Consider the following 21,783-nt stretch of genomic DNA (forward strand, 5'->3'; position numbering starts at 1 on the left):
GCGATACGCAGCGCGAGAGCGCTCCTGGCGAGGAGTCACGACGGTGGAGACTTGGGAACTGGTCGCCCGTGAACGAATCCGCGAGACGTTGGCGAGATACAACTGGTCCGGTGACGCGGGCCGCCTCGAGGGTCTCGCGGAGACGTTCTGCCCAGACGGTGTCCTCGAGATACGAGGCTTCGAGCCGCTGCGCGGTCGATCCGCGATCGTCACCTTCCTCGGCGGCATCACCGGGACCGTCGCCGCCGGCGCCCGCGTGAAGCCCGTCGTCCGGCACAACGTCACCAACGTGGTGTTCACCGCACTGGATGCCGATCAGGCGCAGGTCTCGTCTTACTTCACCGTGCTCACCGACATCGGCCTCGACCATTTCGGCCGTTATCGCGACACCCTGGTGCCCGACGGTGACGCCTGGCTGATCAAGCATCGCAAGGTGTCGACCGACTGGGCGGCGCGCGGGTCGACGATGGCAAGGCGGTCGCGCGGTGACTGAGTCCTGCGCCGAGATGAACGTCGGTGGCAATTTCGTTGAATCTCTCGCTCAAATGTTTGCCGCAGACCGTTCAACGGCTACAGATAGGGATCAGACCTTGAGATTGCAGTCAACCGTGATTGCGTTCCCCGGTGGGGCCCGGGGCTGACCGCAGGTCACGTGACCAGCGGTCATGGCCACACAATCGAGACGAGCAAAAATGCAACGACTGAGTGGATTAGACGCGTTCTTTCTGTACCTGGAATCCCCAACGCAGCCGTTGAATGTTTGCTGCGTGCTGGAGTTGGACCCCGCTGAGTTGCCCGAGGGCTACACCTTCGAGCAATTTCGCGGGGCGCTGTCGGCGCAAGTGGACGCGGTGCCGGAATTCCGCCTCAAGCTGGCCGACACCCAGCTGAACTTCGACCACCCGGTCTGGGTGGACGACGAACTTTTCGACCTCGCGCGGCATCTCCACCGGGTTGCCCTGCCGGCGCCCGGGGGATCCCGGGAGTTAGCGGAGATCTGCGGGCACATCGCCGGGCTGGCGCTGGACCGCGATCGCCCGCTGTGGGAAATGTGGGTGATCGAGGGCCTGCACGGCCGCGCGCTGTCGGTCGTCCTCAAGGCCCACCACGCGGTGGTCGACGGGATCGGCGGGGCCAACCTGCTGGCCCAGTTGTGCAGCACCGCGCAGGACGCCCCAGCCCCGGAGCCCGCCGCCCGCTCCGGTGGGGCGAATCCCCTACAGATCGCCGCGTCCGGACTCATCGGCGCCGCGTTGCGGCCGTGGCGCCTGGCCAAGGTGGTGCCGGCAACCGCGCTGACGCTCGCGCAGACGCTGTTGCGCGCCCGCGGCGGCAGACCCACGATGGCCGCCCCGTTCGCTGCGCCGCCGACGGCGTTCAACGGCCCCTTCACCCGGCGCCGCAACGTCGCGTTCACGTCGCTTGACCTCGAGGACGTCAAGAAGGTCAAGAACAGGTTCGGAGTCACCATCAACGATGTGGTGACGGCGCTGTGCGCGGGCGCCCTGCGACAGTTCTTCTTGGACCGCAACGAACTTTCGGACAGCCCGATGGTGGCCAGCGTGCCGGTCTCGGTGCGGGGCAAATCCGACCGGCCGGGCCGCAACCAGACCACCTGGATGCTCTGCCGCCTCGAAACCCACATCGACGACCCGGCGGAACGACTGAGCGGCATCGCGCAGGGCAACGCCGCGGCCAAGGACCACGCCGCCGCAATGGGTTCCAGCCTGCTGCAGGACTGGACGCAGGTGACCGGTCAGACCATGTTCGGCGCCGCGATGAAGCTGCTGCCCCGTATCCCGCTGCCCGAGAAGCCGCCGCACAACCTGGTGCTGTCCAACGTGCCCGGGCCGCAGGAACAGCTGTACTTCATGGGCTGCCGGGTCGATGCGATTTATCCGCTCGGCCCGATCATCGCCGGTGCCGGACTCAACATCACCGTCATGTCGCTCAATGGCCGACTCGGCGTCGGCCTCATCTCCTGCCCCGACCTGGTTGCCGATCTCTGGGACCTCGCCGACGCGTTTCCCGCGGCGCTCAAAGAGCTGCTGAATTGCAGCGAATCGAGCCACCAGCGGAGCTGACCGCCACGGCATGGCAAGGTGGCACCCGTGACAGACACCGTTACGCAGCAGGACCTGAGCGAAATCAGCACTCCCAAGGGAGCTTTGCGCTACTACGACTGCGGCCCGGAATCAGCTCCGGTGTTGCTGTTCCTGCACGGCTCGGGACCGGGTGTCACCGGCTGGCGGAACTTCCGCGGCATACTGCCCGCGTTCGCCGAGCGGTTCCGTTGCCTGATCCTGGAGTTCCCCGGGTTCGGCGTCAGCGACGACTTCGGCGGTCACCCGATGGTGACCGCGTTCGGCACCGTGGCGCCCTTCCTGGACGCGCTCGGCGTCGAGCGGGTGCACATCGTCGGAAACTCGATGGGCGGCGGCGTCGGCATCAACTTCGCCACCGGAAACCCGGACCGCGTCCACCGGTTGGTCACCATCGGCGGCATCGGGACCAACATTTTCAGCCCGAGCCCCAGCGAGGGCATCCGGCTGCTGCAGGAGTTCGTCGAGGACCCCACCCGGCAGCGGCTGGTCGACTGGCTCAAGTCGATGGTCTACAACGAAGCGCTGATCACCGAGGAACTGATCGAGGAACGCTGGGAGCTGGCCACCGACCCGGACACGCTGGCCGCCGCGCGCCGCATGTACGGGAAAGCGGCCTTCGGTGCCATGAACGCCGCGATGGCCGCCTCCGACCGCCCGCTGCCGTGGGCCGTCATGCACAAGTTGACCGCGCCCACCCTGCTGACCTGGGGACGCGACGATCGGGTGAGCCCGCCGGACATGGCGCTCATCCCGATGCGCACCATCCCCAACGCGGAGCTGCACATCTTCCCCAACTCCGGCCACTGGGCGATGATCGAAGCCCGCGAGGCGTTCGAGAGCACGGTGCTGGCGTTCCTGTCCCGCTAGCGGCGATCGCGAGCGCGGCGCAGCCGGGCGAAGCGGGTCGCCGCCATCGAGGCTAAACCGACCCGGCCAGGCCTCTGCTCAATAGGTCGTGCGCGTCGGGATTGCCGTCCAGGACACGGGTGGTACGGACCTCGATCCGCCACTGGCCGTCGATCCGTCGCAGTGTGAAGTGGTTTGCGGCGCAACGCCATACGCGATATCCATCGCCGTCGCGGACCAGGACCAAGGACTCGCACACCGCCACCGCCGATTCGCCGGTGACCGTGACGACGCAGGGCCCAAGGAAATGCCCGCATCCCTTCGCCACCAGGTTCTGATGGGCCGACGAGCTCACCATGGCGTGCACCTCCGCCTGGCCCTCCATGCGCCAGCCGTCGACGTCGTAGATTCCGTCGTGTGCCCACAACCGCGCGGCCGCATCGGGATCCCCCGCGTCGACCGCCGGGCCATAGGAGGCGATCAGCCGCGCGATATCGCGTTCGTCCTCGAGCCGGCGCAGCCGAGTCGCCAACTCGTCGATGTCGCTCATAATTGCTCCTCATCGTCGGGATCGCGGCAGCGGACCACTATCGATCCCAACACGTTAGGAGGGACGGCATGCGCTTCAAGGGCCGACCGGTCTCGATCCCGCGTAACCACAACGGCCCATTTTGGTTTGCTCAATCCATAAATCGGCCAACCCGAACATTTTGATCGAGGCCTCCTAACAGGCGCGATCACTTTTTACATGTTGTTTACGCGCGGCAATCTCAAGTTGCTGGGTCCTTGACCTCGGGTTAGGTTGGTCGGGTTTGCAGTCGCGGCCAGCGTCGGTCGGCGGCCTCGTCGCGGAAAACCGCGAAGCCACCATTCGTCATGTGCGGGAAAGGGGTTGCGCGTGCGACAGCTTTCGCCGCTGCGGGTGATGTCGACAGGGCTCGGCGCCGCCGCGGGACTTGGCGAAGCGGTCGGCAGGCTGGCGACCGCCGGCCTCGACGTTGTCGCGCTGCCGGTCCGGGTGGGCGCGAGGGTGCTCTCGGGTGAGATCTCCCACTCCACGCTGACGCGGCGGTGCGGGCGCGGCGACGGTCGCGTGTGGATCGAGGTGCGCGGCCTCGACGGCACGGGCGGTGCGGCACGTGGCCGCGCTGCGGTTGATGCGCTGCGGGCGCAACCCGGCGTCACGCAGGTCAGGCTGAACCGTCCGCTGTCGAGGGTGGTTGTCGACATCGACGCCGGGGCGTCGCTCGACGCACTCTGCTCCGCGCTCGATGCCGCCGAAAATGCCGGCGGCGTAAGCCATTCCACGCGTGCCGAAAGCTTGCCCGGCGACGGGCTGTTGTTGGCCCATCGCAGCGCGATGGTGGCCGTCAACGCCGCCGGGTTCGCGGTCGCCGTTGCGGGCCGCGCGTTGCGGTTGCCGGCGGCCCCCATAGCCGTCGAGGCGGCGTCCGCGATCGCGAATTACCAACCGTGGCTGCGTCGTGTGCTCGAGGGCGGGATCGGCCCCGGCGCGACGGACACCGCGTTGTCGGTGTTCGGCACGGCCGCGCATGTGGTCACGCTGTCACCGGCGAAGCTCTCGGTCGACTTGGCGATGCAGGCGTTCAAGGCCGCCGAGTGCCGGGCCGCGGCGCGGGCATGGGCCCGTTATGAGCCGGAGTTGGCCCGGCATGCCGACGAGCCGGAAGTGCACCGCTCCCTGCGCCCGGTTCCCCCACCGGCCGGTCCGATCGACCGTCATGGGCAGCGCGTGGCGTGGGTGCAGATGATCGGCGTCGGTCTGACCGGGGCCCTCACGCGCAACGTCACGATGGCGTCGAACGCCGCGCTCGCGGCCTCGCCGAAGGCGATGCGCACCACCCATGAGGCGTTCGCGGCCACACTCGGGCGAGGTTTGGCGGACCACCACGCGGTGCTTCCGCTGCGGCCGGAAAGCCTGCGCAGGCTCGACAAGGTCGACGCTCTGCTGGTCGATCCGCGCGTGCTGTGTGACGCTTCGATGCGGGTGGTTCGCGTCCGCGGCGCCCGCGACGACGACTTACTGACCGCCTGGACCCGCGCGCAGGATCTGCTCGACGACGCCCCGGCCCCGGGCTGGCACGGGATTCCCGCATCTCCCAACGACGACGATGGCGGCGGCGCGGTCGAGGCGCTCATCGCCCCGGCCCCACACCCTCTCGCGTCGGCGTTGATCACCCGCGCGCGCGACTCCGGCGCGCGCCTGGTGTCCGTTGACACCGACTTGCTCGGTGACCTGCGTCCCGCGTTCGACGACGTCCACCCTGTCGGCGACGGCGACATCGACGGCGCGCTCGCCGATGCGGTGTCCGCACTGCAACGCGACGGCCACACCGTCGCGGTGCTGTCCTGTTCTGGTGCGCAAGCCCTTTCGGGCGCCGACGTGGCGCTGGGGATCAGGCCGGACGCGGATGCTGCTCCGCCCTGGACTGCCGACCTGATGCTCGACGACCTGGCCGGAGCGTGGCGGGTGCTGCACGCGCTACCGGCGGCCAGGAGGGCGAGCCAGCAGGGCATCGCGATCTCGGTGGGCGCATCGGCGCTGGGCGCGTTGTTCATGGTGCCCGGGGTGCGCCGGTTGCGCGGGCCCGGCCCGGTGACCGTCGGCGCGGTCGCGGGGCTGCTGTCGGGATACCTGTTGGCGCTCGGCACGATTCGCACGCCCGTACCCAGGCCGGCGCCGGCGTTCGAGTGGCACGCGATGTCGGCCGAGCGGGCCCGCGAAGTGCTGGCGGCGCTGCGCGACCCCGGAGAACCCTCGGCCGCAACGGATTCCGCACAAGACGGCGCGGGGTTGCCCGCCGCCGCGTGGGAGTTCGCCAGGGCCGCCGTCGCCGAGTTGACCGGCGACCCGTTGACGCCAATCCTCGGATTGTGTTCGGCGGCCACCGCGGTGCTGGGGTCACCGACCGACGCGGTGCTGGTCGGCACCGTGCTGACCGGGAACGCGCTGCTCTCGACGGCCCAACAGCTTCGCGCCGAGAACCGGCTGAACCGCCTGCTCGCTCAGCAGACCCCGCCGGCCCGCGTCCTCACCCAGGGGCCCGACGCCCCACCCGGCTACCGCGAAGTCGTCGTCGAACAGCTGCGGCGAGGCGACGTGATCGAGGTACGCAGCGACGAGGTGGTGCCCGCCGACGCACGGGTCATCGAGGCACACGACCTCGAGGTCGACGAATCGTCGCTGACCGGTGAATCCCTGTCAGTCCAGAAGCAGGTCGAGCCCACGCCCGGGGCCGAACTGGCCGAGCGCCGCTGCATGATCTACGCCGGAACCACCGTGGTGGCCGGCACCGCGGTCGCGCTGGTCACCGCCGTCGGGCCCGACACCCAGAGCCGCCGCGCGGCCGAACTGGCGTCCGGTGAACTGCCGACGGTCGGCCTGCACCATCAACTCAGCCACCTGATGAGCCGCGCGTTCCCGTTTAGCGCGGGCGGCGGCGTCCTGGTCGGCGCGCTCGGCCTGCTGCGCGCCGGCGGTCTGCGCCAAGCCCTCGGCAGCGCCATCGCGGTCGCCGTGGCGGCCGTCCCCGAGGGCATGCCACTGATGGCCACCCTCGCCCAATCCGCGTCGGCCCAGCGGCTGGGCGAATGCGGGGCGCTGGTGCGGGTCCCGCGCGCGGCCGAGGCGCTCGGTCGCGTCGAGGTGGTCTGCTTCGACAAGACCGGAACGCTGAGCGAGAACCGTCTTCGCGTCGCCGAGGTGCACCCGGTGGCGGGCCATTCCCACGATGACATCCTGCGGTGCGCCGCCCAGGCCGCGCCGGCGGACGATGGCAATCCCCACGTCCATGCCACCGACGAAGCCATCATCAAGGCGGCGGAGGCGGTCGCGGGGTCCGGTTCACGACCCGAGCCCGACGCGCACCTGCCGTTCCGGTCCGGCAGGGCGTTCTCGGCCTCGGTGACGGGCACGCAGTTGACCATCAAGGGCGCACCGGAAGTGGTCTTGGCGGCGTGCCGGCAAGCGGGCCCGGAGGCGGAGGACGCGGTGACGGCCCTGACGACGGCCGGGCTGCGAACGATTGCGGTGGCCCAACGCCGCCTGACCGCGGCGCAGGCGCGATCGTTGCGGAAGGACCCCGACAGCATCACCGGATTGTGCGAGACGGGATTGACGCTCACCGGATTCCTGGGCCTGTCGGACACGCCTCGCCCCCAGGCGCCACGGTTGCTGGCGGACCTGGCCAAGCGGGGCGTGGCAATCCGGCTGATCACCGGCGACCACCCCGTCACCGCCACGGCCATCGCCCGCGAACTGGGGGTCGCGGTGAGCGCCGACCAGGTGATCACGGGGTCCGAATGGAACGCGCTGTCGCGCCACGATCAGCAGCGCGCGGTCTCCGAACGGGTGATCTTCGCCAGGATGTCACCGGAGAACAAGGTGCAGGTCGTCCAGACGCTCGAGCGCGCCGGGCGGGTGTGCGCCATGGTCGGCGACGGCGCCAACGACGCCGCGGCGATCCGGGCCGCAAGCGTCGGCGTCGGTGTGGTCGCCCGCGGCAGCGACTCCGCCCACACGACCGCCGACCTCGTCCTGACCGACGGGCGCATCGAGACGCTGGTGGCCGCCATCGACGAGGGACGCCGACTGTGGCGCGGCGTCCAGGCGGCCGTGGCCGGCCTGCTCGGCGGCAACGCCGGCGAGGTGATTTTCTCGGTCATCGGCACGGCCCTCACCGGCACGTCGCCGCTGAACACCCGGCAGCTGCTGCTGATCAACATGCTCACCGACGCGTTGCCCGCGACCGCGGTCGCCGTCAGCACGCCCGCCGGGCCGGTGCAACGAGTCGGCCGCGGCATCGACGAACGCGCGCTTCGGCGAACCGTTGTCGCGCGGGGGGCGCTCACCGCCACCGCCGCCACGACCGCCTGGGTGATGGCGTCGGTCACCGGGCTGCCCCAGCGCGCCTCCACCGTCGCGCTGATCTCGTTGGTCGCCGTCGAGCTTGGTCAGACCGTGGTCGACTCGCACGCGCCCCTGGTGCTCCTCACCGCAGCCGGCTCGTTCGCCGCATTCACCGCGATGATCAGCACCCCGGGGATCAGCCAACTGCTGGGCTGCACACCGGTCGGTCCGGTGGGCTGGGCGCAGGGGCTGGGCACCGCGGCGGCCGCCGTGCTCGCCGTCGCCGCCACGAATCGGTTGCGGCCGGGTCGCGGGGACGAGGAGTCACCACTGACCGATGACCCGGAACTCGCCGAGCCCGCCCAGTCCGCCCCACCAGCACCGCGGCACAACGCATCCCGGGCGCCGCATACCGCGGTCCTCGCGGCTCCCGCCAAGGCCGCCCGTGCACTGAAGTTGGTGGACCGACACCAGCATCGGATTTCGGCGGAGGCCGTCACCGATAGCCCGTGAGTCCATCAGTCGTGGGCACCGCGCGGCTTGATGAACACACCTTCCGCGCCGACCGTGAGCCCTTGGCTATCGGTGATCTGCCCCTTCGCGAAGGTCTTCACGCCCTCGACGCGCTCGACCCACGCTTCTGCCCGCACCAGACCCAACGGGGTCCCCCGCACATAGCGCAGCGTGAGCGTGCCGGTGTAGGCCGGTCGGCCGGGTTCGTGCGCGGTCGCGCCCAGGACGTGGTCGAGGACCAACGCGCACACTCCGCCATGGACATGTCCCGGAGGTCCTTCGTAGGCGGCGCCGAGGGTGATCTCGGTCCACACGGCGCCACCGGCGTCGCGGTGAATCACCAGCGGAGGTGCGATCGGGTTGCGTACGCCGATCACGACGTTGCCGGAAGCCACGGGTTGGCCGTCGAACGGATGGCGAACACCGAACGATCCCGGCATCAGGCTTTCGCTCAATTGCTCTATCGCGCAATCGATGTGCGTCTTCGCGGCCGCAACGGTACCGGTGTCGGCCTCGGTGCGGATGGTCGCGTCGATCAGCCGGCGAACGGACTGGGTGAGCGCTTCATACGCCGGTGCGCCGCTGTCATCGTTGCCCTTCATCCCTGCCAGCCCTTGCTGCGCGAAGCGTGCGGTTTTGGCGAGCACGGATGATCGCGCCACCCCCACGAGCATGGAGACCGCTCATCCGGTCCGCCGCTCATGTCGCCTTCTGCGAGAGGCCGGCGTCCACGACGAGCTGCGTGCCCGTGATGTAGCGGGCCTCCTCGGAGGCCAGGAACACCGCCACATTGGCGATGTCGACGGGCTCTACCCACGGCACCGGCAGCAGGTTGCGCGCCCGCAGCACTTCCGCGGCGTCCGCGGCGGTCGGGTTTTCGAGATCCGGGCGTAAGCGCCGAAACATCTTGTCGTTGAGCACCATCGGAGTCGCGACCGGCCCGGGATGAACAGTGTTGACCCGGATGCTCGACGGCCCGAGCTCGTTCGCCAGGGTGCGCGCCAAACCCACCACCGCGTGTTTGCTCGCCGTGTAATGCGCGGTATTGGGCGTCCCGCGAAGACCATTGGTCGAACTGATGATCACGATGGCGCCGCCTTCGCCCATGTGCGGTACACCGGCCTTGACCGTGTGCCATACGCCGGTCAGGTTGATGTCGAGCGTGCGCTGCCAGTCCCGGGGGTCGAGTTCCCATGTCCGGCCACCGGCAAGGTGAATTCCGGCATTCGCGACGACGATGTCGAGGCGTCCCAGTCCCGCGACGCCGTTGGCTACGGCGCCCGTTACAGCCTCCAAATGACTCACGTCGGCAACACCCGTCACGCAGCGTCGCCCGCGGTTTTCGACATCCCTTGCGGTGTCAAGCAACTCGTCGCTCGCCGCGGTGGCATCGAGCGCGATCACATCTGCGCCCTCGTCGGCGAAGCGTTGACAATGCACCCGTCCCGTGCCCCTGGCCGCGCCGGTGACCAGCACTACCTTGCCAAGCAGTCTCTTCATCGCGGCATCTTAACCAGATCGAAGCCCGGGTAACCGGCCTTAGCCACCTCGTCGCAGATGTCGTTATATGTTGCGAAGCCACCGACGAACAACATGAATCCCTTTGGCTTTCCGGGCACGTTGGCGCCCATGTACCAGGACTCCGCCTTGGTGAACAGCGTGGCCTCGGCGAGGCGGGCGCATTCGGCCCCCCAGCCGTCGACGGCATCGCGGGTCGCCTCGATCGCGGCCAACCCGTGGCCATCGAGGTAGACAATGGTTGCGGCGATCCAATTCACCTGCGCCTCGGCGTGCAGCACCATGTTCGCCAGCACGGCGGGCGCCCCGGGACCGGAGATCAGGAACAGGTTGGGAAATCCGTCGACGCTCAGCCCCAGGTAGGTGCGCGGCCCCTGTGCCCAGTCGTCCCGCAACCGACGACCGCCGCGTCCGATGATGTCGATCTTGGCCAGCGCACCGGTGAGAGCGTCGAAACCCGTTGCCAGCACGATCATGTCGACGTCGTAGTGCGCGTCGACGGTTCTGATCCCAGCGGTGTCCACGCATTCGATCGGTGTGTCGCGGACACTGATGAGTGACACGTTCGGCCGGTTGAAGGTGCTGAAGTAGTTGCTGTCGGTGCAGATCCGTTTCGTGCCGATCGGGTGATCGTTGGGGATAAGCAAGTCCGCCAGCGCGGGGTCGTCGATGACCGCGCGCACCTTCTCCTCGTAGAACTTTCGGGCCTCGTCGTTGGCGGTCAAGTCGGTCATCTGGTCGGGGAACGTCTTCGAGAACAGCACACCGCCCAGCTGCCAACGCTTGTCGAACGCCACCCGACGTTCCTCCGGCGTGAATTCCATCGTCGGCTTCGGCGCCGTGATGTGTGGTGACCCGCCGCTGCTGCGCCACGAGAGCCGCCGCCGTTCTGCGTAGTTCGCCTTGATGTCATCGAGTTCCCGTTCGCTCAACGGCTTGTTGCCGGCCGGGACACTGTAGTTGGGCGTGCGCTGGAAGACAAAGAGATGCTTGGCGTGTTCGGCGATGATCGGAATCGATTGAATGCCAGACGAACCGGTGCCGATAACGGCGACCCGCTTTCCGGTGAAATCGACGGGATGCTGTGGCCACGCGGCGGTGTGATAGATCTCGCCCGCGAACGAATCGAGGCCGTGGAAGTTCGGGGTCAACGCGGCTGACAGCGGACCGGTCGCCATCAGGCAGAACCGGGCGGACAGCACGTCATCGCCGTCGGTGGTGACCAGCCAGCGCAGCGTAGTTTCGTCGAGCGCCGCGGACACGACGCGGGCGCGGAATGTGATGTCGCGGCGCAGGTCGAGATTGTCGGCCACCCAGTTCAGGTAGGCGAGAATCTCCGCCTGGGTGGCGTACTTCTCGGTCCAGTTCCACTCTTGCTGCAGTTCATCGGAGAACGAATAGCAGTAATCGACGCTTTCGACGTCACAGCGCGCCCCCGGGTATCGGTTGTAGTACCAGGTGCCTCCCAGCTCTGGCGCCGCCTCCAGGACCCGCACGGACAATCCCTGACTGCGGAGCTTGTGCAGGGCGTAGAGGCCGGCGAACCCGGCGCCGACCACGACAACGTCGACCAGCTCCGCGCTATTCACAGGCGCCGACGGTATGTCCTGCCACCTCGACCGCCGGGGCCGGATCCCGGTGACCGGACACTGCGGTGACGTTGTCCCGGCCATCGGCCGCTCGTCGGCGCGCACGGCAACCTGGAGCCGGCTGGACGGCCCGGTTCCCATGTGCAGACCCGGCCGGTGAGCGGCGCATCGTCAGTTGAATTCTGAGCGCTTTTGCTTCCGCTCATCGGGAACGGCTTCGGCTGCGGCACGAACTGCGGTAGACCATTACTAAGCCTCCAGACGTAAGGACACCAACATGAGCGAACGGGTACTCGACCGGGTCGTGGCGATGGCGGATCAGTTGCGCGACCAGGCCCCCGAGGCCGAGCGGATCGGCCGACTCACCGACGACACGGTCAAGCTGATGAAGGGCGCCGGCCTGATCCGGCTACTGCAGACCAAGCAGTACCAAGGGTTCGAGGTCCACCCCCGCGAGTTCGCCGAGACGACGATGGCGACCGCGGCGCTGGACCCGGCGGCCGGCTGGATCGTCGGCGTTGTCGGTGTGCACCCCTATCAGTTGGCGTACGCCGACCCGAAGGTCGCGGCCGAAATCTGGGCCGACGACGTCGACACGTGGATGGCCTCGCCGTACGCACCGCAGGGGGTGGCCAAGCCCGTCGACGGTGGCTACATCTTCAACGGCCGCTGGCAGTTCAGCTCGGGCACCGACCACTGTGACTGGATCATCCTGGGCGCGATGCTGGGCGACGACAAGGGCATTCCCATCATGCCGCCGCAGATGCTGCACATGATCCTGCCGCGCAGGGACTACGAGATCGTCGAGGACTCGTGGAACGTGGTGGGGCTGCGCGGAACCGGCTCCAAGGACGTCATCGTCAAGGATGCGTTCGTCCCGTCCTACCGGACGATGGACGCGACGAAGGTGATGGACGGCACCGCCCAGCGCGAGGCCGGCATGACCGAACCGCTCTATCTGATGCCGTGGTCGACGATGTTCCCGCTGGGCATCTCGGCGGCCACGATCGGCATCGCCGAAGGGGCCCTGGCCGCGCACCTGGATTACCAGCGCGAGCGCGTCGGCGCCACCGGAACCGCGATCAAGGACGACCCCTACGTCATGTTCGCCATCGGCGAGGCGGCCGCGGACATCAACGCCGCCCGCCAGGAACTCCTGGCCAACGCCGACCGCATCTACGACATGGTCGCCGCGGGCAAGGAGGTGTCGTTCGCCGACCGCGCGGCCGGTCGGCGCACCCAGATCCGCGCGGTGTGGCGCGCGGTGGCCGCGGTCGACGAGATCTTCGCCCGCTCGGGCGGCAACGCGGCCCGGATGGACAAGCCGCTGCAACGGTATTGGCGCGACATGCACGTCGGCCAGCTGCACGCCATCCACATGCCGGGCACCACCTATCACGCGTCGGCGCTGAGTTCGTTGGGTATCGATCCGCCCGAGGGCCCCCTGCGGGCTTTGATCTAGGAGAGCACGTTGACCGATCTGAAAAGCCTGGGCTACATCACGATTTCAACGAACGACATCGACCGCTGGCGGCAATTCGCCTTCGGGGTACTGGGTTTCGCCGAGGGCTCCCCTAGTTTTAGAGGCCCCGACCCCGAGGCGCTGTACCTGCGGATGGACGAGCGCGCCGCCAGGCTCATCGTGGTGCCCGGTGAGACCGACCGGGTGCTGACGATCGGCTGGGAGGTGCGTGACCGCCCGGGGCTGCAACGGGTCAAGGCGACCCTGGACGCCGCCGGGACCCCGTTCAAGCAGCTGTCCACCGACGAGGCCGAGGCCCGCCGCGTGGAAGAGGTCATTACCTTCGAGGACCCCGCCGGCACCACCCTCGAGGTGTTCCATGGTGCGGTGCTCGACCACAGCCCCGTCGTCACCCCGTTCGGCGCGAAATTCGTCACCGGCGACCAGGGCATGGGCCACGTCGTGGTGCCGGCGATGGACCCGAACGGGCTGTTCGACTTCTACACCGAGGTGCTCGGTTTCCGCGCCCGCGGCGCGTTCCGTGTGCCGCTGCCGAAAGAGTTTGGGCCCGTGCGGGTTCGCTTCATGGGCATCAACGAACGACACCACAGCCTGGCGATCGTGCCGGCCGCACATCAGCGCGACCCGCGCCTGGTGCACATCATGGTGGAGGTCGACAGCCTGGACGCCGTCGGGCAGGCGCTGGACCGGGTGAACGCCGAGGGCTTCCAGTTGTCCTCCACGCTGGGCCGACACACCAACGACAAGATGATCTCGTTCTACGTGCGTGCCCCCGGCGACTGGGACATCGAGTTCGGCACCGACGGCATGCGTGTCGACGAAAGATATTACACCGCAGAGGAAATCACCGCCGACAGCTACTGGGGTCATCAGTGGATCGGCGAAATGCCCGCGGCCATGCGGTTATGACGCCGGATACCGATGTCACGCCGGTCCCGGCCGCGTCGATCACGGCGTGGGATGACGAGGCCGACGTGGTCATCGCGGGCTACGGGGTGGCCGGTGCCGCCGCGGCGGTAGAGGCGGCGCGCGCCGGCGCCGACGTGCTGGTGTTGGAACGCACCGGGTCGTGGGGCGGGGCGGCGGCAATGGCCGGCGGGTTCATCTACCTCGGGGGCGGTACGCCCTTGCAAAAGGCCTGCGGTTTCGACGATTCCGTCGACAACATGGCCGCGTTCCTCAACGTGGCGATGGGGCCCGGCGCCGATGAGAACCGGATCGCCGACTATTGCGCCGGCAGCGTGGCCCACTACGACTGGCTGGTCGGCTGCGGCGTGCCGTTCAAGGCCGAGTTCTTCTCCGAGCCCGGCTGGGAACCGATGGGCGACCAGGGCCTGATGTACAGCGGCGGCGAAAACGCCTACCCGTTCAACACGATCGCCTCCCCCGCCCCGCGCGGACACGTCCCGCAGATGTCCAACAAGAAACAGGGCGAAGCCAGCGCGGGCTACATGCTGATGAAGCCACTCGTCGAAACCGCCACCGCCGCCGGCGCGCGTGCGATCTACGACGTGCGGGTGCAACGCCTCGTCGTCGAAGCCGACGGCCGGGTGGTCGGGATTCGCGGGCGCCGGTACGGCAGCGAAATTTCGGTCCGGGCGCGGCGCGGGGTGGTCCTGGCCATGGGCAGCTTCGCCTACAACGACGCGATGGTGGCACGCTATGCCCCGCGGATCGCCGGCCGCCCGGCCGCCTCGATCGAGCAGCACGACGGCCAGGCGATCCGGATGGCGCAGGCGCTGGGCGCCGATTTGGCGCACATGGACGCCACCGAGGTCGCCATCTTCATCGACCCCCAGCAACTGGTGCGCGGCATCCTGGTCAACAGCCGCGGCCAGCGCTACGTCGCCGAGGACACCTACCCGGGCCGCATCGGCCAGCTCACCCTCTACCAGCAGGACAACATCGCTTACCTGATCATCGACGACGACGCCCAACAAGAGGCGATGGCGTCGTGGTCCCCGAAATTCATGCTGCGCCCGGCGACCTGGGTGGCCGATAGCGTCGCCGACCTGGAACGCGACATGGGCCTGGCGCCGGGATCCCTGCAGGCGACCGTCGCCGCCTACAACGAGGCCGCCGCCCGCGGCGAGGACCCGCTGCTGCACAAGAAGCCGGAGTGGTTGAAGCCCATCGGTTCCCCGATCGGCGCCATCGACTTACGGGAGAACACCGGCGGTTTCACCCTGGGCGGCCTGGCCACCACGCTCGACGCCGAGGTGCTCCACGTCAGCGGAGAAACCATCCCCGGCCTCTTCGCCGCCGGCCGCTGCACCGCCGGCCTGGCCGCGTGGGGTTACGCCAGCGGTGTCTCGCTCGGTGACGGCAGCTTCTACGGCCGGCGCGCGGGCCGGTCCGCGACCAAGGGCTGAGCCCGGCCGCATCCTTCATCGCCGCAACCACAGAGCCGCCAAGCCCGGGTCCGTTATGCGTGACAACCGCCACACCAGTGTGCTAGGAATATATTCCTAATAGGAATATATCGGTCAGGCACATTTGGAGAATCGATGTCAGGTATCGCTGAACCCGCCACCCCCACGGCCGTCATCGACCGCATATCGCTGGTTCTCGACGCCTTCGAGGGTCCGGGGCGGCTCACCTTGGCGCAGATCGTCAGGCGTACCGGCCTGCCGCGCTCGTCGGCGCATCGGATGCTCGAACGCCTGGTGCAGCTGCGCTGGCTGCGCCGCAGCGGCCGCGATTACGAGTTGGGGATGCGCCTCGTCGAACTAGGATCGCTCGCCGTGCATCAGGACCGGCTGGTGCGGGCGGCCGGCCCGTTGCTGGGTGAATTGCACCGCGCCACGGGCCTTGTCGTGCACCTGGCCGTGCTTGAGGGCCCGGACGTTGTGTACCTGGACAAGATCGGCGACCAGAGAATTCCCACCCGGGTGGGCGGTCGCCAACCCGCCCACTGCACCGCGGTCGGCAAGGCGATCCTCGCCTATCGCGATGAGGATGCCGACATCGATCTGCGGGTTCGGAAGACGAGATACTCGATCTCCAGCGGCGCCCAGTTGGCCGTTGAACTGGCAAAGGTGCGCGCGCATGGCGTCGCCTTCGAGCGCGAGGAGTCGCTGCTCGGATTCGGTTGCGTCGCGGCGCCGATCGGGGCGCCGGGCGAGGCGGTAGCCGCGGTGTCGGTGTGCGGTCCGATGAACCGCATGACGTTCGACCAGCGGTTGACGGCCCCGGTGCGGATGACCGCGATGGGCATCTGGCGCAACGTCGAGGACGGCCCGCAGCGCGTCGCTCCAACCCTGCAGCCGCTGCGCCCGCTGCGTCCCGCAGGTCCGCCGTCGCGTCCCGCCCTTCAGTACGCGTGAACGCGTGCACATGTCGGACGGCCACGTCTTCGTGATCGACCGGGTGGTTACCCGGCCCGGCTGCGCCCGGCGGTTCGTCGACGCCTACCTCGCCGAGTACGCCCCTGGCGCGCGGGAGCGCGGGATGACGTTGCGCGATGTTCTGGTCAGCCCGCCGATCTGGTTCGATGACGACACCAACACCGTGACGATCACCTGGACGCTGCCCGACGTGCGGGCGTGGTGGGAGATGACGTGGAAGGGCAGGCCGGACCCGGCCCTCGGCCAATGGTGGTCGCGGATCGGCGAGTTCGTGCAGGAGCGGTCGCGCTCCTTCGCGGCGAGCGCCGATGATGTCGACGATCTCTGCGATGTATAGCGTCACAAGGTTGCTCGACATCGTCGAGGACGACCGCGACCGACTGCTCGACGAGATGCGTGCCGCCGCGGCCGACAGCGGCGCTGTGCGGTGGGTGGTGGCGCCGACGCTGCCGGGCGCGCGCAACGGCGGTGACGTCCTGGTCCACCTGCGGTTCGGCACACCTGCCCAATGGGACTGTGCGGCACCGATCTTCGATGCCTTGATGTCCGACTCGGCGGTTACCCGCGTCAACGGCGCGAACTACTCGGGTCGGCCCGTCGGATCCGGCGAGCCGAGGGGCACGGTGTACCGGACGCTGTTGCTTCGCGTTGCACCCCAGGCCGCGCCGGACACAGTCGCACGTTTCGAGCACGAACTGTCATCGATGGCGCGCTATGTCTCGTCCATCCGCGCATGGCAACTGAGCCGGGTCTCCGAGGGCGTCGGCACCTCCGCCTGGACCCATGTGTTCGAGCAAGAGTTCTCCGACGTCGACGGACTGCTGGGACCCTATTTGATGCATCCGATCCACTGGGCCGTCGTGGACCGCTGGTTCGACCCGGAGTGTCCCGACGTCATCATCCACGACCGCGTCTGCCACAGCTTCTGCGCCTGCCACGACCCGGTTCTCGGCTGACGGGCGGGCGTCGTGGACGCGGCGAGCTAAAGCCCCGCGTCCCGGATATTAGGGTTGGCCGTCGGAGGTGGCGGCAGCGGCGGCAGTACCGCGGTTCCATCCAGGCTGTGCACCGGTAGGTGCTGCGACCACGGAAAGTGCAGGCTGAACGCGACGAGCCCGGTGCGCTCAGCGGCGGGCAGGTGACACATCGCCAGCACAGTCTCGGCGAGGTATTCCACCGGCTCGGTCGGGAAGCCATTCGGAATGAGCTGGGCCGCACCGGGAGTGCGAACGGCCGTCGACGGGCCTACGCAGTTCACCGCGATGTTGGCATCGAGTAATTCGGCGGCGACGCCCTGGGTGAAGCGATGCAGCGCGGCCTTGCAGGACGCGTAGATCACGTCGCCCGCGGTCTTGTTGTAGTCGCGATACGGCCGTACCGGTGCGACCCCGGTCACCGAGCCGATGTTGACGATCCAGCCCGCTCCCTGCTTGCGCATCTGCGCCACAGCCGCTTTCGTCAAGACGAACGGCGTGCGCAGGTAGTGTTCCACCGTGCGGTCGAACGTATCCAGGCTCATGTCCTGGACCAGGGAGTAGTCCGCGAAACCCGCGTTGTTGACCAGGATGTCGATGCGGCCGGTGCGATCGAGCACCGCGTCGATCAGCCCGTCGCGCTGCGCGGCATCCTCGAGATCCGCCGCGACGGCGAATGCCTGCCCGCCGGCGGCCTCGATCAACCCGACCGTCTCGCCGACGGTGCCGGGAAGCGTGCTGGCCGCCCCGCCGCGGACGGACGCCGACGCGGCGTGCGAGCGGGCCGTGACTGCCACGGTGGCGCCTTCCGCAGCCAAGCGCCGGGCGATCGCCCGGCCGATCCCGCGGCTGCTGCCGGTGACCAAAGCCGTCCTCCCGGAGAGCAACTCGCTCATCGCAACTCGAAATCGCCCTCGACCGGTGCACGGTGATCACGCCATACGTCGAGCAGCCTGTATGGGAAGGCCGTCACGATCCGTCCGCCGCCCGAACGGTAGTACGTGTGCGCGGACGGGGTGTGGCACCACACCGTGCCCTGCATGGTCGCGTCGATGTCGGCGACGTAGTCGTCGTATGCGCGCTGCGTGACTTCGATCGTCGACGCCGCTCGCAGCGCCATGAGCTGCAGGCATTCCATGACGTAGTGCACCATCACCTCGACGCCGAAATTGTGGCCCGCGCCGTGTCCCGGGCTGTAATTGGGCGCCGACGAGATGAACAAGTTCGGGAACCCGGGGACGGTCCCACCGCGGTACGCCCGCGGTCGGTTGCCCCACTCGTCGGCCAGCTTCTTGCCGTCTCGCCCTTGAATGTCCATGGTCGACAGGAAATCCAGATGGTAACCGGTCGCGTAGACGATGACGTCCAGGTCGATCTGCCGGCCGTCGGACGTCACGATGCCCGCCTCGTTGACTCGGGCCGGCTCGCTCGGTTCGACGTCGACGTGCTCGCGGGCCAGCGCCGCATAGTATCCGCCGGGATCGCGGATGATCCGCTTGCCGTACGGCGCGAAGTCCGGCGTGACCTTCCGCGCCAGTTCGCTGCCGGCGCCGAAGACGTCGTCGATGTACTTCAGGCACATCTGCAGCAGCGCGTCGTTGGCCGGCGAAATGGACAGATGGCCACGCGCCCATTCGGCGTCGTACAAGATCACCGGGTAGTTGTTGTCGGCGGTTCCCCAATAGGATTTGAGCCGAATCCAATTGGCGTAGAACGGTAATCGGGTACCCAGCCATCGCTGATAGTCGGGCACGTCATCGGTGAGCCGCCGCCGCGGCGCCACCCAGTGCGGCTGGCGCTGGAACACCGTCAGGTGCGACACCTGGTCGACGCACGCGTCGACGATCTGCACCGCTGTGCACCCCGCACCGATGATGGCGACCCGCTTGCCGGTCAGATCCAGACCAGGGTCCCACCGCGCCGAATGGACTTCGACTCCCGAGAAAGTCCCCCGTCCATCCAGTTGCGGCCAGCGGGGCCGGTTCAGGTAGCCGGCGGCCGGGATCACCACATTGGCGTAACTGATCTCACGGGCGCCGCCGGGGCCCAGCGCACGGATCTGCCACTGACGGCGCTCGTCGTCCCAGCGGAGGGCTTCGACTTCGGTACCGAAGCGGGTGCGTTGCCGCAGTTCGTATTTGTCGGCCACCGACACGAGATAGGACTGATACTCCGCCCCCATCGGGTAATAACTCGACCAGTCGCCGTTGATGTCGCGCGACAACGAGTAATACGCCGAAGGGGTGTCCACACCGATTCCGGGATAGGTTGTGGTGTACCAGGTCCCGCCTACCTCGTCGTGACGGTCGAAGATCTGGTAGTCCACGCCGGCGTCGGCCAACTCCAATGCGGCGGTCAATCCCGCGATACCGGCGCCGATGATCGCCACCCGGAAGTCGTCGGGGAGCTTCGCGGTGCGTGGCAACACCGGCTGCGGCGGCTGGAATCCGCCCTGCTCCAACAGCAGCGGGATGTACTCGGGGTCGATCGTCCCGCCGAGTGCGACCGGCGCGATGCGCGCGAACAGGTCGGGGTCGTCGGCACGGGCGGCGTGACGAGACCGGGGTATCTGCAGCGCGCTGACCACGGCCTCGACGATGGCCGCCCTCGTCACCGGATCGGTAGCGCCCGCCTGCTCCGGCGGGTCGGGCACGTGGGTGATCTTCGGCGCGAAGCGGTCGACCACCCCGGCGTCACCGGTGAGTTGCGCCAGCACCGCGACGAGCACGCCGGGGTCGGCCCGGGCCAGGTTGGCCCGCAGTTCGTCGCGATCATCGCCCACCCGCCCGGTGCGGTCGGCCCTCGCGGTTGCGCCAGTGCTCATGACGCCGAGTATCGCCGCCGCCCACCGCTACCGGGCGGCCCTTGTCTACTCAGCGGGACACCGGCGACAAGCCGTCGAGTATCGGCGCCTACGGTGGCGCGCATGCAGTCGGGCGACCTTGACGTCACCATCACGCGCGCGCGCAGCCACGCGCTCGGCGATATCCCCCGCCGGCCGGCGCGCAGGCACCCGGACAAGATCGCGATTGTCGACGGTGACGTCGTGCTGAGTTTCGCCGAGCTCGAGAACCTGGTGGACCGTGCGGCCGCGGCCTTGGCCGACAACGGTTTCAGAGCCGGCGACCGGCTGGCGCTCTTGTCCCACAACTGCTGGCAATACGCCGTACTGGTATTCGCCACCGCGCGGGCGGGGGTTGTCCTCGTCCCGGTCAACTTCATGCTCACCGCCGAGGAGGTCTCCTACATCCTCGGCCATAGTGGCGCACGAGGATTCATCGTCGAAGCGGCCTTGACCCCCACCGCTGACCGGGCCATGCGACTGGGTGGATCGGTGGCTACGAAGGCGGTGCTGTTGCCGCCCGGGCAGTCCGCCGCGCGTGGCTGGCCCGACTTCGCCGAGTGGCTGAGCACCACCTCGACGGCCCCACGCCCCCACATCGACGACGACCAACTGGTGCGCCTGATGTACACCAGCGGCACCGAATCGCGACCCAAGGGCGCCATGCACACCAGCCGAAGCCTGATGTGGAACTACATCAGCACGATCCTGGCCGGCGACAAGTCCGCCGACGATGTCGAGATCCATTCCCTGCCGCTCTACCACTGCGCACAGCTCGACAACTTCCTGGCCACCGATGTCTATCTCGGCGCCACCAGCATCATCCTGCCGCGGCCGGATCCCGAACTCGTCCTGCGCACTATCGAGCGCTACGCCGTCACCAACTATTTCGCCCCACCGACGGTCTGGATCTCGTTGCTGCGATCACCCGTCTTCGACACCGTCGACCTGTCCAGCCTGCGCAAAGGGTATTACGGCGCCTCGGCGATGCCGGTTGAGATCCTCAGCGAGATTCGGGAGCGCCTGCCGCGCCTGAGGTTGTGGAACTTCTACGGCCAGACCGAAATGGCGCCGCTGGCCTCCGCGCTCGCCCCCGACGAACAGGACGCACACGCAGGTTCGGCGGGGCGTCCGGTCGCCAACGTGGAGACGGCGATCCTGGATGACAACGGCGCCCCGCTTGCCGCGGGCGTCGTCGGTGAAATCGCCCACCGCAGCCCGCATTTGATGCTGGGCTACCTGGACGACCCGCAGAAGACAGCCGAGGCCTTCCGGGGCGGCTGGTTCCACTCCGGCGACCTCGGCTACTACGACGAGAACGGGCTGCTGCATGTCGTGGACCGCAAGAAGGACATGATCAAGACCGGCGGGGAAAACGTCGCAAGCCGGGAAGTCGAAGAAGTCATCTACCGCCACAGCGGCGTCGAAGAAGCCGCCGTGTTCGGGCTGGCCCACCCCGTTTGGGTCGAGGCCGTCGTCGCCGCGGTGGTGCTGCGCGACGGCGTCAACCTCGCCGAGGGCGACATACTCGCGCACTGCCGCGCGCACCTGGCGGGGTTCAAGACGCCCAAGCGAATTTTCTTCGTCGATTCGCTACCGAAGAACCCCAGCGGCAAGCTGTTGAAACGGATGCTGCGCGAGCGATTCAGCTCGGGATCAGCTGAGCGGTGAAACGCACAGGGTGGAAGATACGGTG

At 68.2% G+C, this 21,783-nt stretch carries 17 protein-coding genes; 11 read left to right on the forward strand and 6 right to left on the reverse strand.

Annotated features, from left to right (window positions below):
* Positions 1 to 43 precede the first annotated feature (43 nt).
* The 3 genes from A5750_RS07535 to A5750_RS07545 all read left to right on the forward strand — a co-directional run bounded on the left by A5750_RS07535 (position 44) and on the right by A5750_RS07545 (position 2,972).
* Positions 44 to 493 carry a nuclear transport factor 2 family protein gene (locus A5750_RS07535; RefSeq protein ID WP_066953713.1) on the forward strand — a complete coding sequence of 150 codons (450 nt, stop codon included), beginning with the start codon at positions 44 to 46 and terminating at the stop codon, positions 491 to 493.
* A gap of 199 nt (positions 494 to 692) precedes the next feature.
* On the forward strand, positions 693 to 2,084 hold the full coding sequence (locus tag A5750_RS07540) for a wax ester/triacylglycerol synthase family O-acyltransferase (protein WP_066953710.1): 1,392 nt from the start codon (positions 693 to 695) through the stop codon (positions 2,082 to 2,084).
* A gap of 27 nt (positions 2,085 to 2,111) precedes the next feature.
* Complete coding sequence (locus A5750_RS07545; RefSeq protein ID WP_082959064.1) at positions 2,112 to 2,972, forward strand: alpha/beta fold hydrolase; 861 nt, start codon at positions 2,112 to 2,114, stop codon at positions 2,970 to 2,972.
* 52 nt (positions 2,973 to 3,024) lie between these two features.
* On the opposite strand, the gene A5750_RS07550 is transcribed toward A5750_RS07545, so the two are convergent.
* Positions 3,025 to 3,501, reverse strand: coding sequence for a nuclear transport factor 2 family protein (locus A5750_RS07550; RefSeq protein ID WP_066953707.1), 477 nt, complete (start codon positions 3,499 to 3,501; stop codon positions 3,025 to 3,027).
* Between the two features lie 375 nt (positions 3,502 to 3,876).
* Here A5750_RS07550 and A5750_RS07555 point away from each other — a divergent pair, with 375 nt between their 5' ends.
* Positions 3,877 to 8,334 carry a cation-translocating P-type ATPase gene (locus A5750_RS07555; protein WP_231989156.1) on the forward strand — a complete coding sequence of 1,486 codons (4,458 nt, stop codon included), beginning with the start codon at positions 3,877 to 3,879 and terminating at the stop codon, positions 8,332 to 8,334.
* 5 nt (positions 8,335 to 8,339) lie between these two features.
* On the opposite strand, the gene A5750_RS07560 is transcribed toward A5750_RS07555, so the two are convergent.
* From A5750_RS07560 to A5750_RS07570, 3 genes are all read right to left on the reverse strand, one after another.
* Positions 8,340 to 8,936 carry a PaaI family thioesterase gene (locus A5750_RS07560; RefSeq protein ID WP_066953947.1) on the reverse strand — a complete coding sequence of 199 codons (597 nt, stop codon included), beginning with the start codon at positions 8,934 to 8,936 and terminating at the stop codon, positions 8,340 to 8,342.
* A 97-nt stretch (positions 8,937 to 9,033) separates the two neighbouring features.
* Complete coding sequence (locus A5750_RS07565) at positions 9,034 to 9,834, reverse strand: mycofactocin-coupled SDR family oxidoreductase (RefSeq protein ID WP_066953702.1); 801 nt, start codon at positions 9,832 to 9,834, stop codon at positions 9,034 to 9,036.
* Complete coding sequence (locus tag A5750_RS07570) at positions 9,831 to 11,525, reverse strand: flavin-containing monooxygenase (RefSeq protein WP_369817358.1); 1,695 nt, start codon at positions 11,523 to 11,525, stop codon at positions 9,831 to 9,833. The genes A5750_RS07565 and A5750_RS07570 overlap by 4 nt, the downstream gene beginning before the upstream one ends.
* A 193-nt stretch (positions 11,526 to 11,718) precedes the next feature.
* On the opposite strand from A5750_RS07570, the gene A5750_RS07575 reads away from it, so the two are divergent.
* The 6 genes from A5750_RS07575 to A5750_RS07600 all read left to right on the forward strand — a co-directional run bounded on the left by A5750_RS07575 (position 11,719) and on the right by A5750_RS07600 (position 17,227).
* Positions 11,719 to 12,903 carry an acyl-CoA dehydrogenase family protein gene (locus A5750_RS07575; protein WP_066953695.1) on the forward strand — a complete coding sequence of 395 codons (1,185 nt, stop codon included), beginning with the start codon at positions 11,719 to 11,721 and terminating at the stop codon, positions 12,901 to 12,903.
* Between the two features lie 9 nt (positions 12,904 to 12,912).
* Complete coding sequence (gene bphC / locus A5750_RS07580; RefSeq protein ID WP_067261856.1) at positions 12,913 to 13,833, forward strand: biphenyl-2,3-diol 1,2-dioxygenase; 921 nt, start codon at positions 12,913 to 12,915, stop codon at positions 13,831 to 13,833.
* Positions 13,830 to 15,296, forward strand: coding sequence for an FAD-dependent oxidoreductase (locus A5750_RS07585; RefSeq protein WP_067261858.1), 1,467 nt, complete (start codon positions 13,830 to 13,832; stop codon positions 15,294 to 15,296). Before bphC ends, A5750_RS07585 begins: the two co-directional genes overlap by 4 nt.
* A 144-nt stretch (positions 15,297 to 15,440) precedes the next feature.
* Complete coding sequence (locus A5750_RS07590) at positions 15,441 to 16,250, forward strand: IclR family transcriptional regulator (protein ID WP_156659559.1); 810 nt, start codon at positions 15,441 to 15,443, stop codon at positions 16,248 to 16,250.
* A gap of 10 nt (positions 16,251 to 16,260) precedes the next feature.
* Positions 16,261 to 16,608 (forward strand): hypothetical protein, encoded by a 348-nt coding sequence (locus tag A5750_RS07595; RefSeq protein WP_066953684.1) that lies wholly within the window; start codon positions 16,261 to 16,263, stop codon positions 16,606 to 16,608.
* Positions 16,601 to 17,227 carry a Dabb family protein gene (locus A5750_RS07600; RefSeq protein WP_066953678.1) on the forward strand — a complete coding sequence of 209 codons (627 nt, stop codon included), beginning with the start codon at positions 16,601 to 16,603 and terminating at the stop codon, positions 17,225 to 17,227. Before A5750_RS07595 ends, A5750_RS07600 begins: the two co-directional genes overlap by 8 nt.
* Before the next feature lie 26 nt (positions 17,228 to 17,253).
* Here A5750_RS07600 and A5750_RS07605 read toward each other — a convergent pair whose 3' ends face one another.
* Both A5750_RS07605 and A5750_RS07610 read right to left on the reverse strand, forming a co-directional pair.
* Complete coding sequence (locus A5750_RS07605; protein WP_066953677.1) at positions 17,254 to 18,141, reverse strand: SDR family NAD(P)-dependent oxidoreductase; 888 nt, start codon at positions 18,139 to 18,141, stop codon at positions 17,254 to 17,256.
* Entirely contained in the window at positions 18,138 to 20,069 is a 1,932-nt protein-coding gene (locus A5750_RS07610) for an NAD(P)/FAD-dependent oxidoreductase (protein WP_066953676.1), read from the reverse strand. The genes A5750_RS07605 and A5750_RS07610 overlap by 4 nt, the downstream gene beginning before the upstream one ends.
* 102 nt (positions 20,070 to 20,171) lie before the next feature.
* Between A5750_RS07610 and A5750_RS07615 the strand changes: the two genes are divergently transcribed.
* Positions 20,172 to 21,758 (forward strand): acyl-CoA synthetase, encoded by a 1,587-nt coding sequence (locus A5750_RS07615; RefSeq protein ID WP_066953675.1) that lies wholly within the window; start codon positions 20,172 to 20,174, stop codon positions 21,756 to 21,758.
* The last annotated feature ends 25 nt before the right edge of the window (positions 21,759 to 21,783 follow it).

This window comes from Mycobacterium sp. 852002-51613_SCH5001154, assembly GCF_001667425.1.
GTDB lineage: Bacteria > Actinomycetota > Actinomycetes > Mycobacteriales > Mycobacteriaceae > Mycobacterium.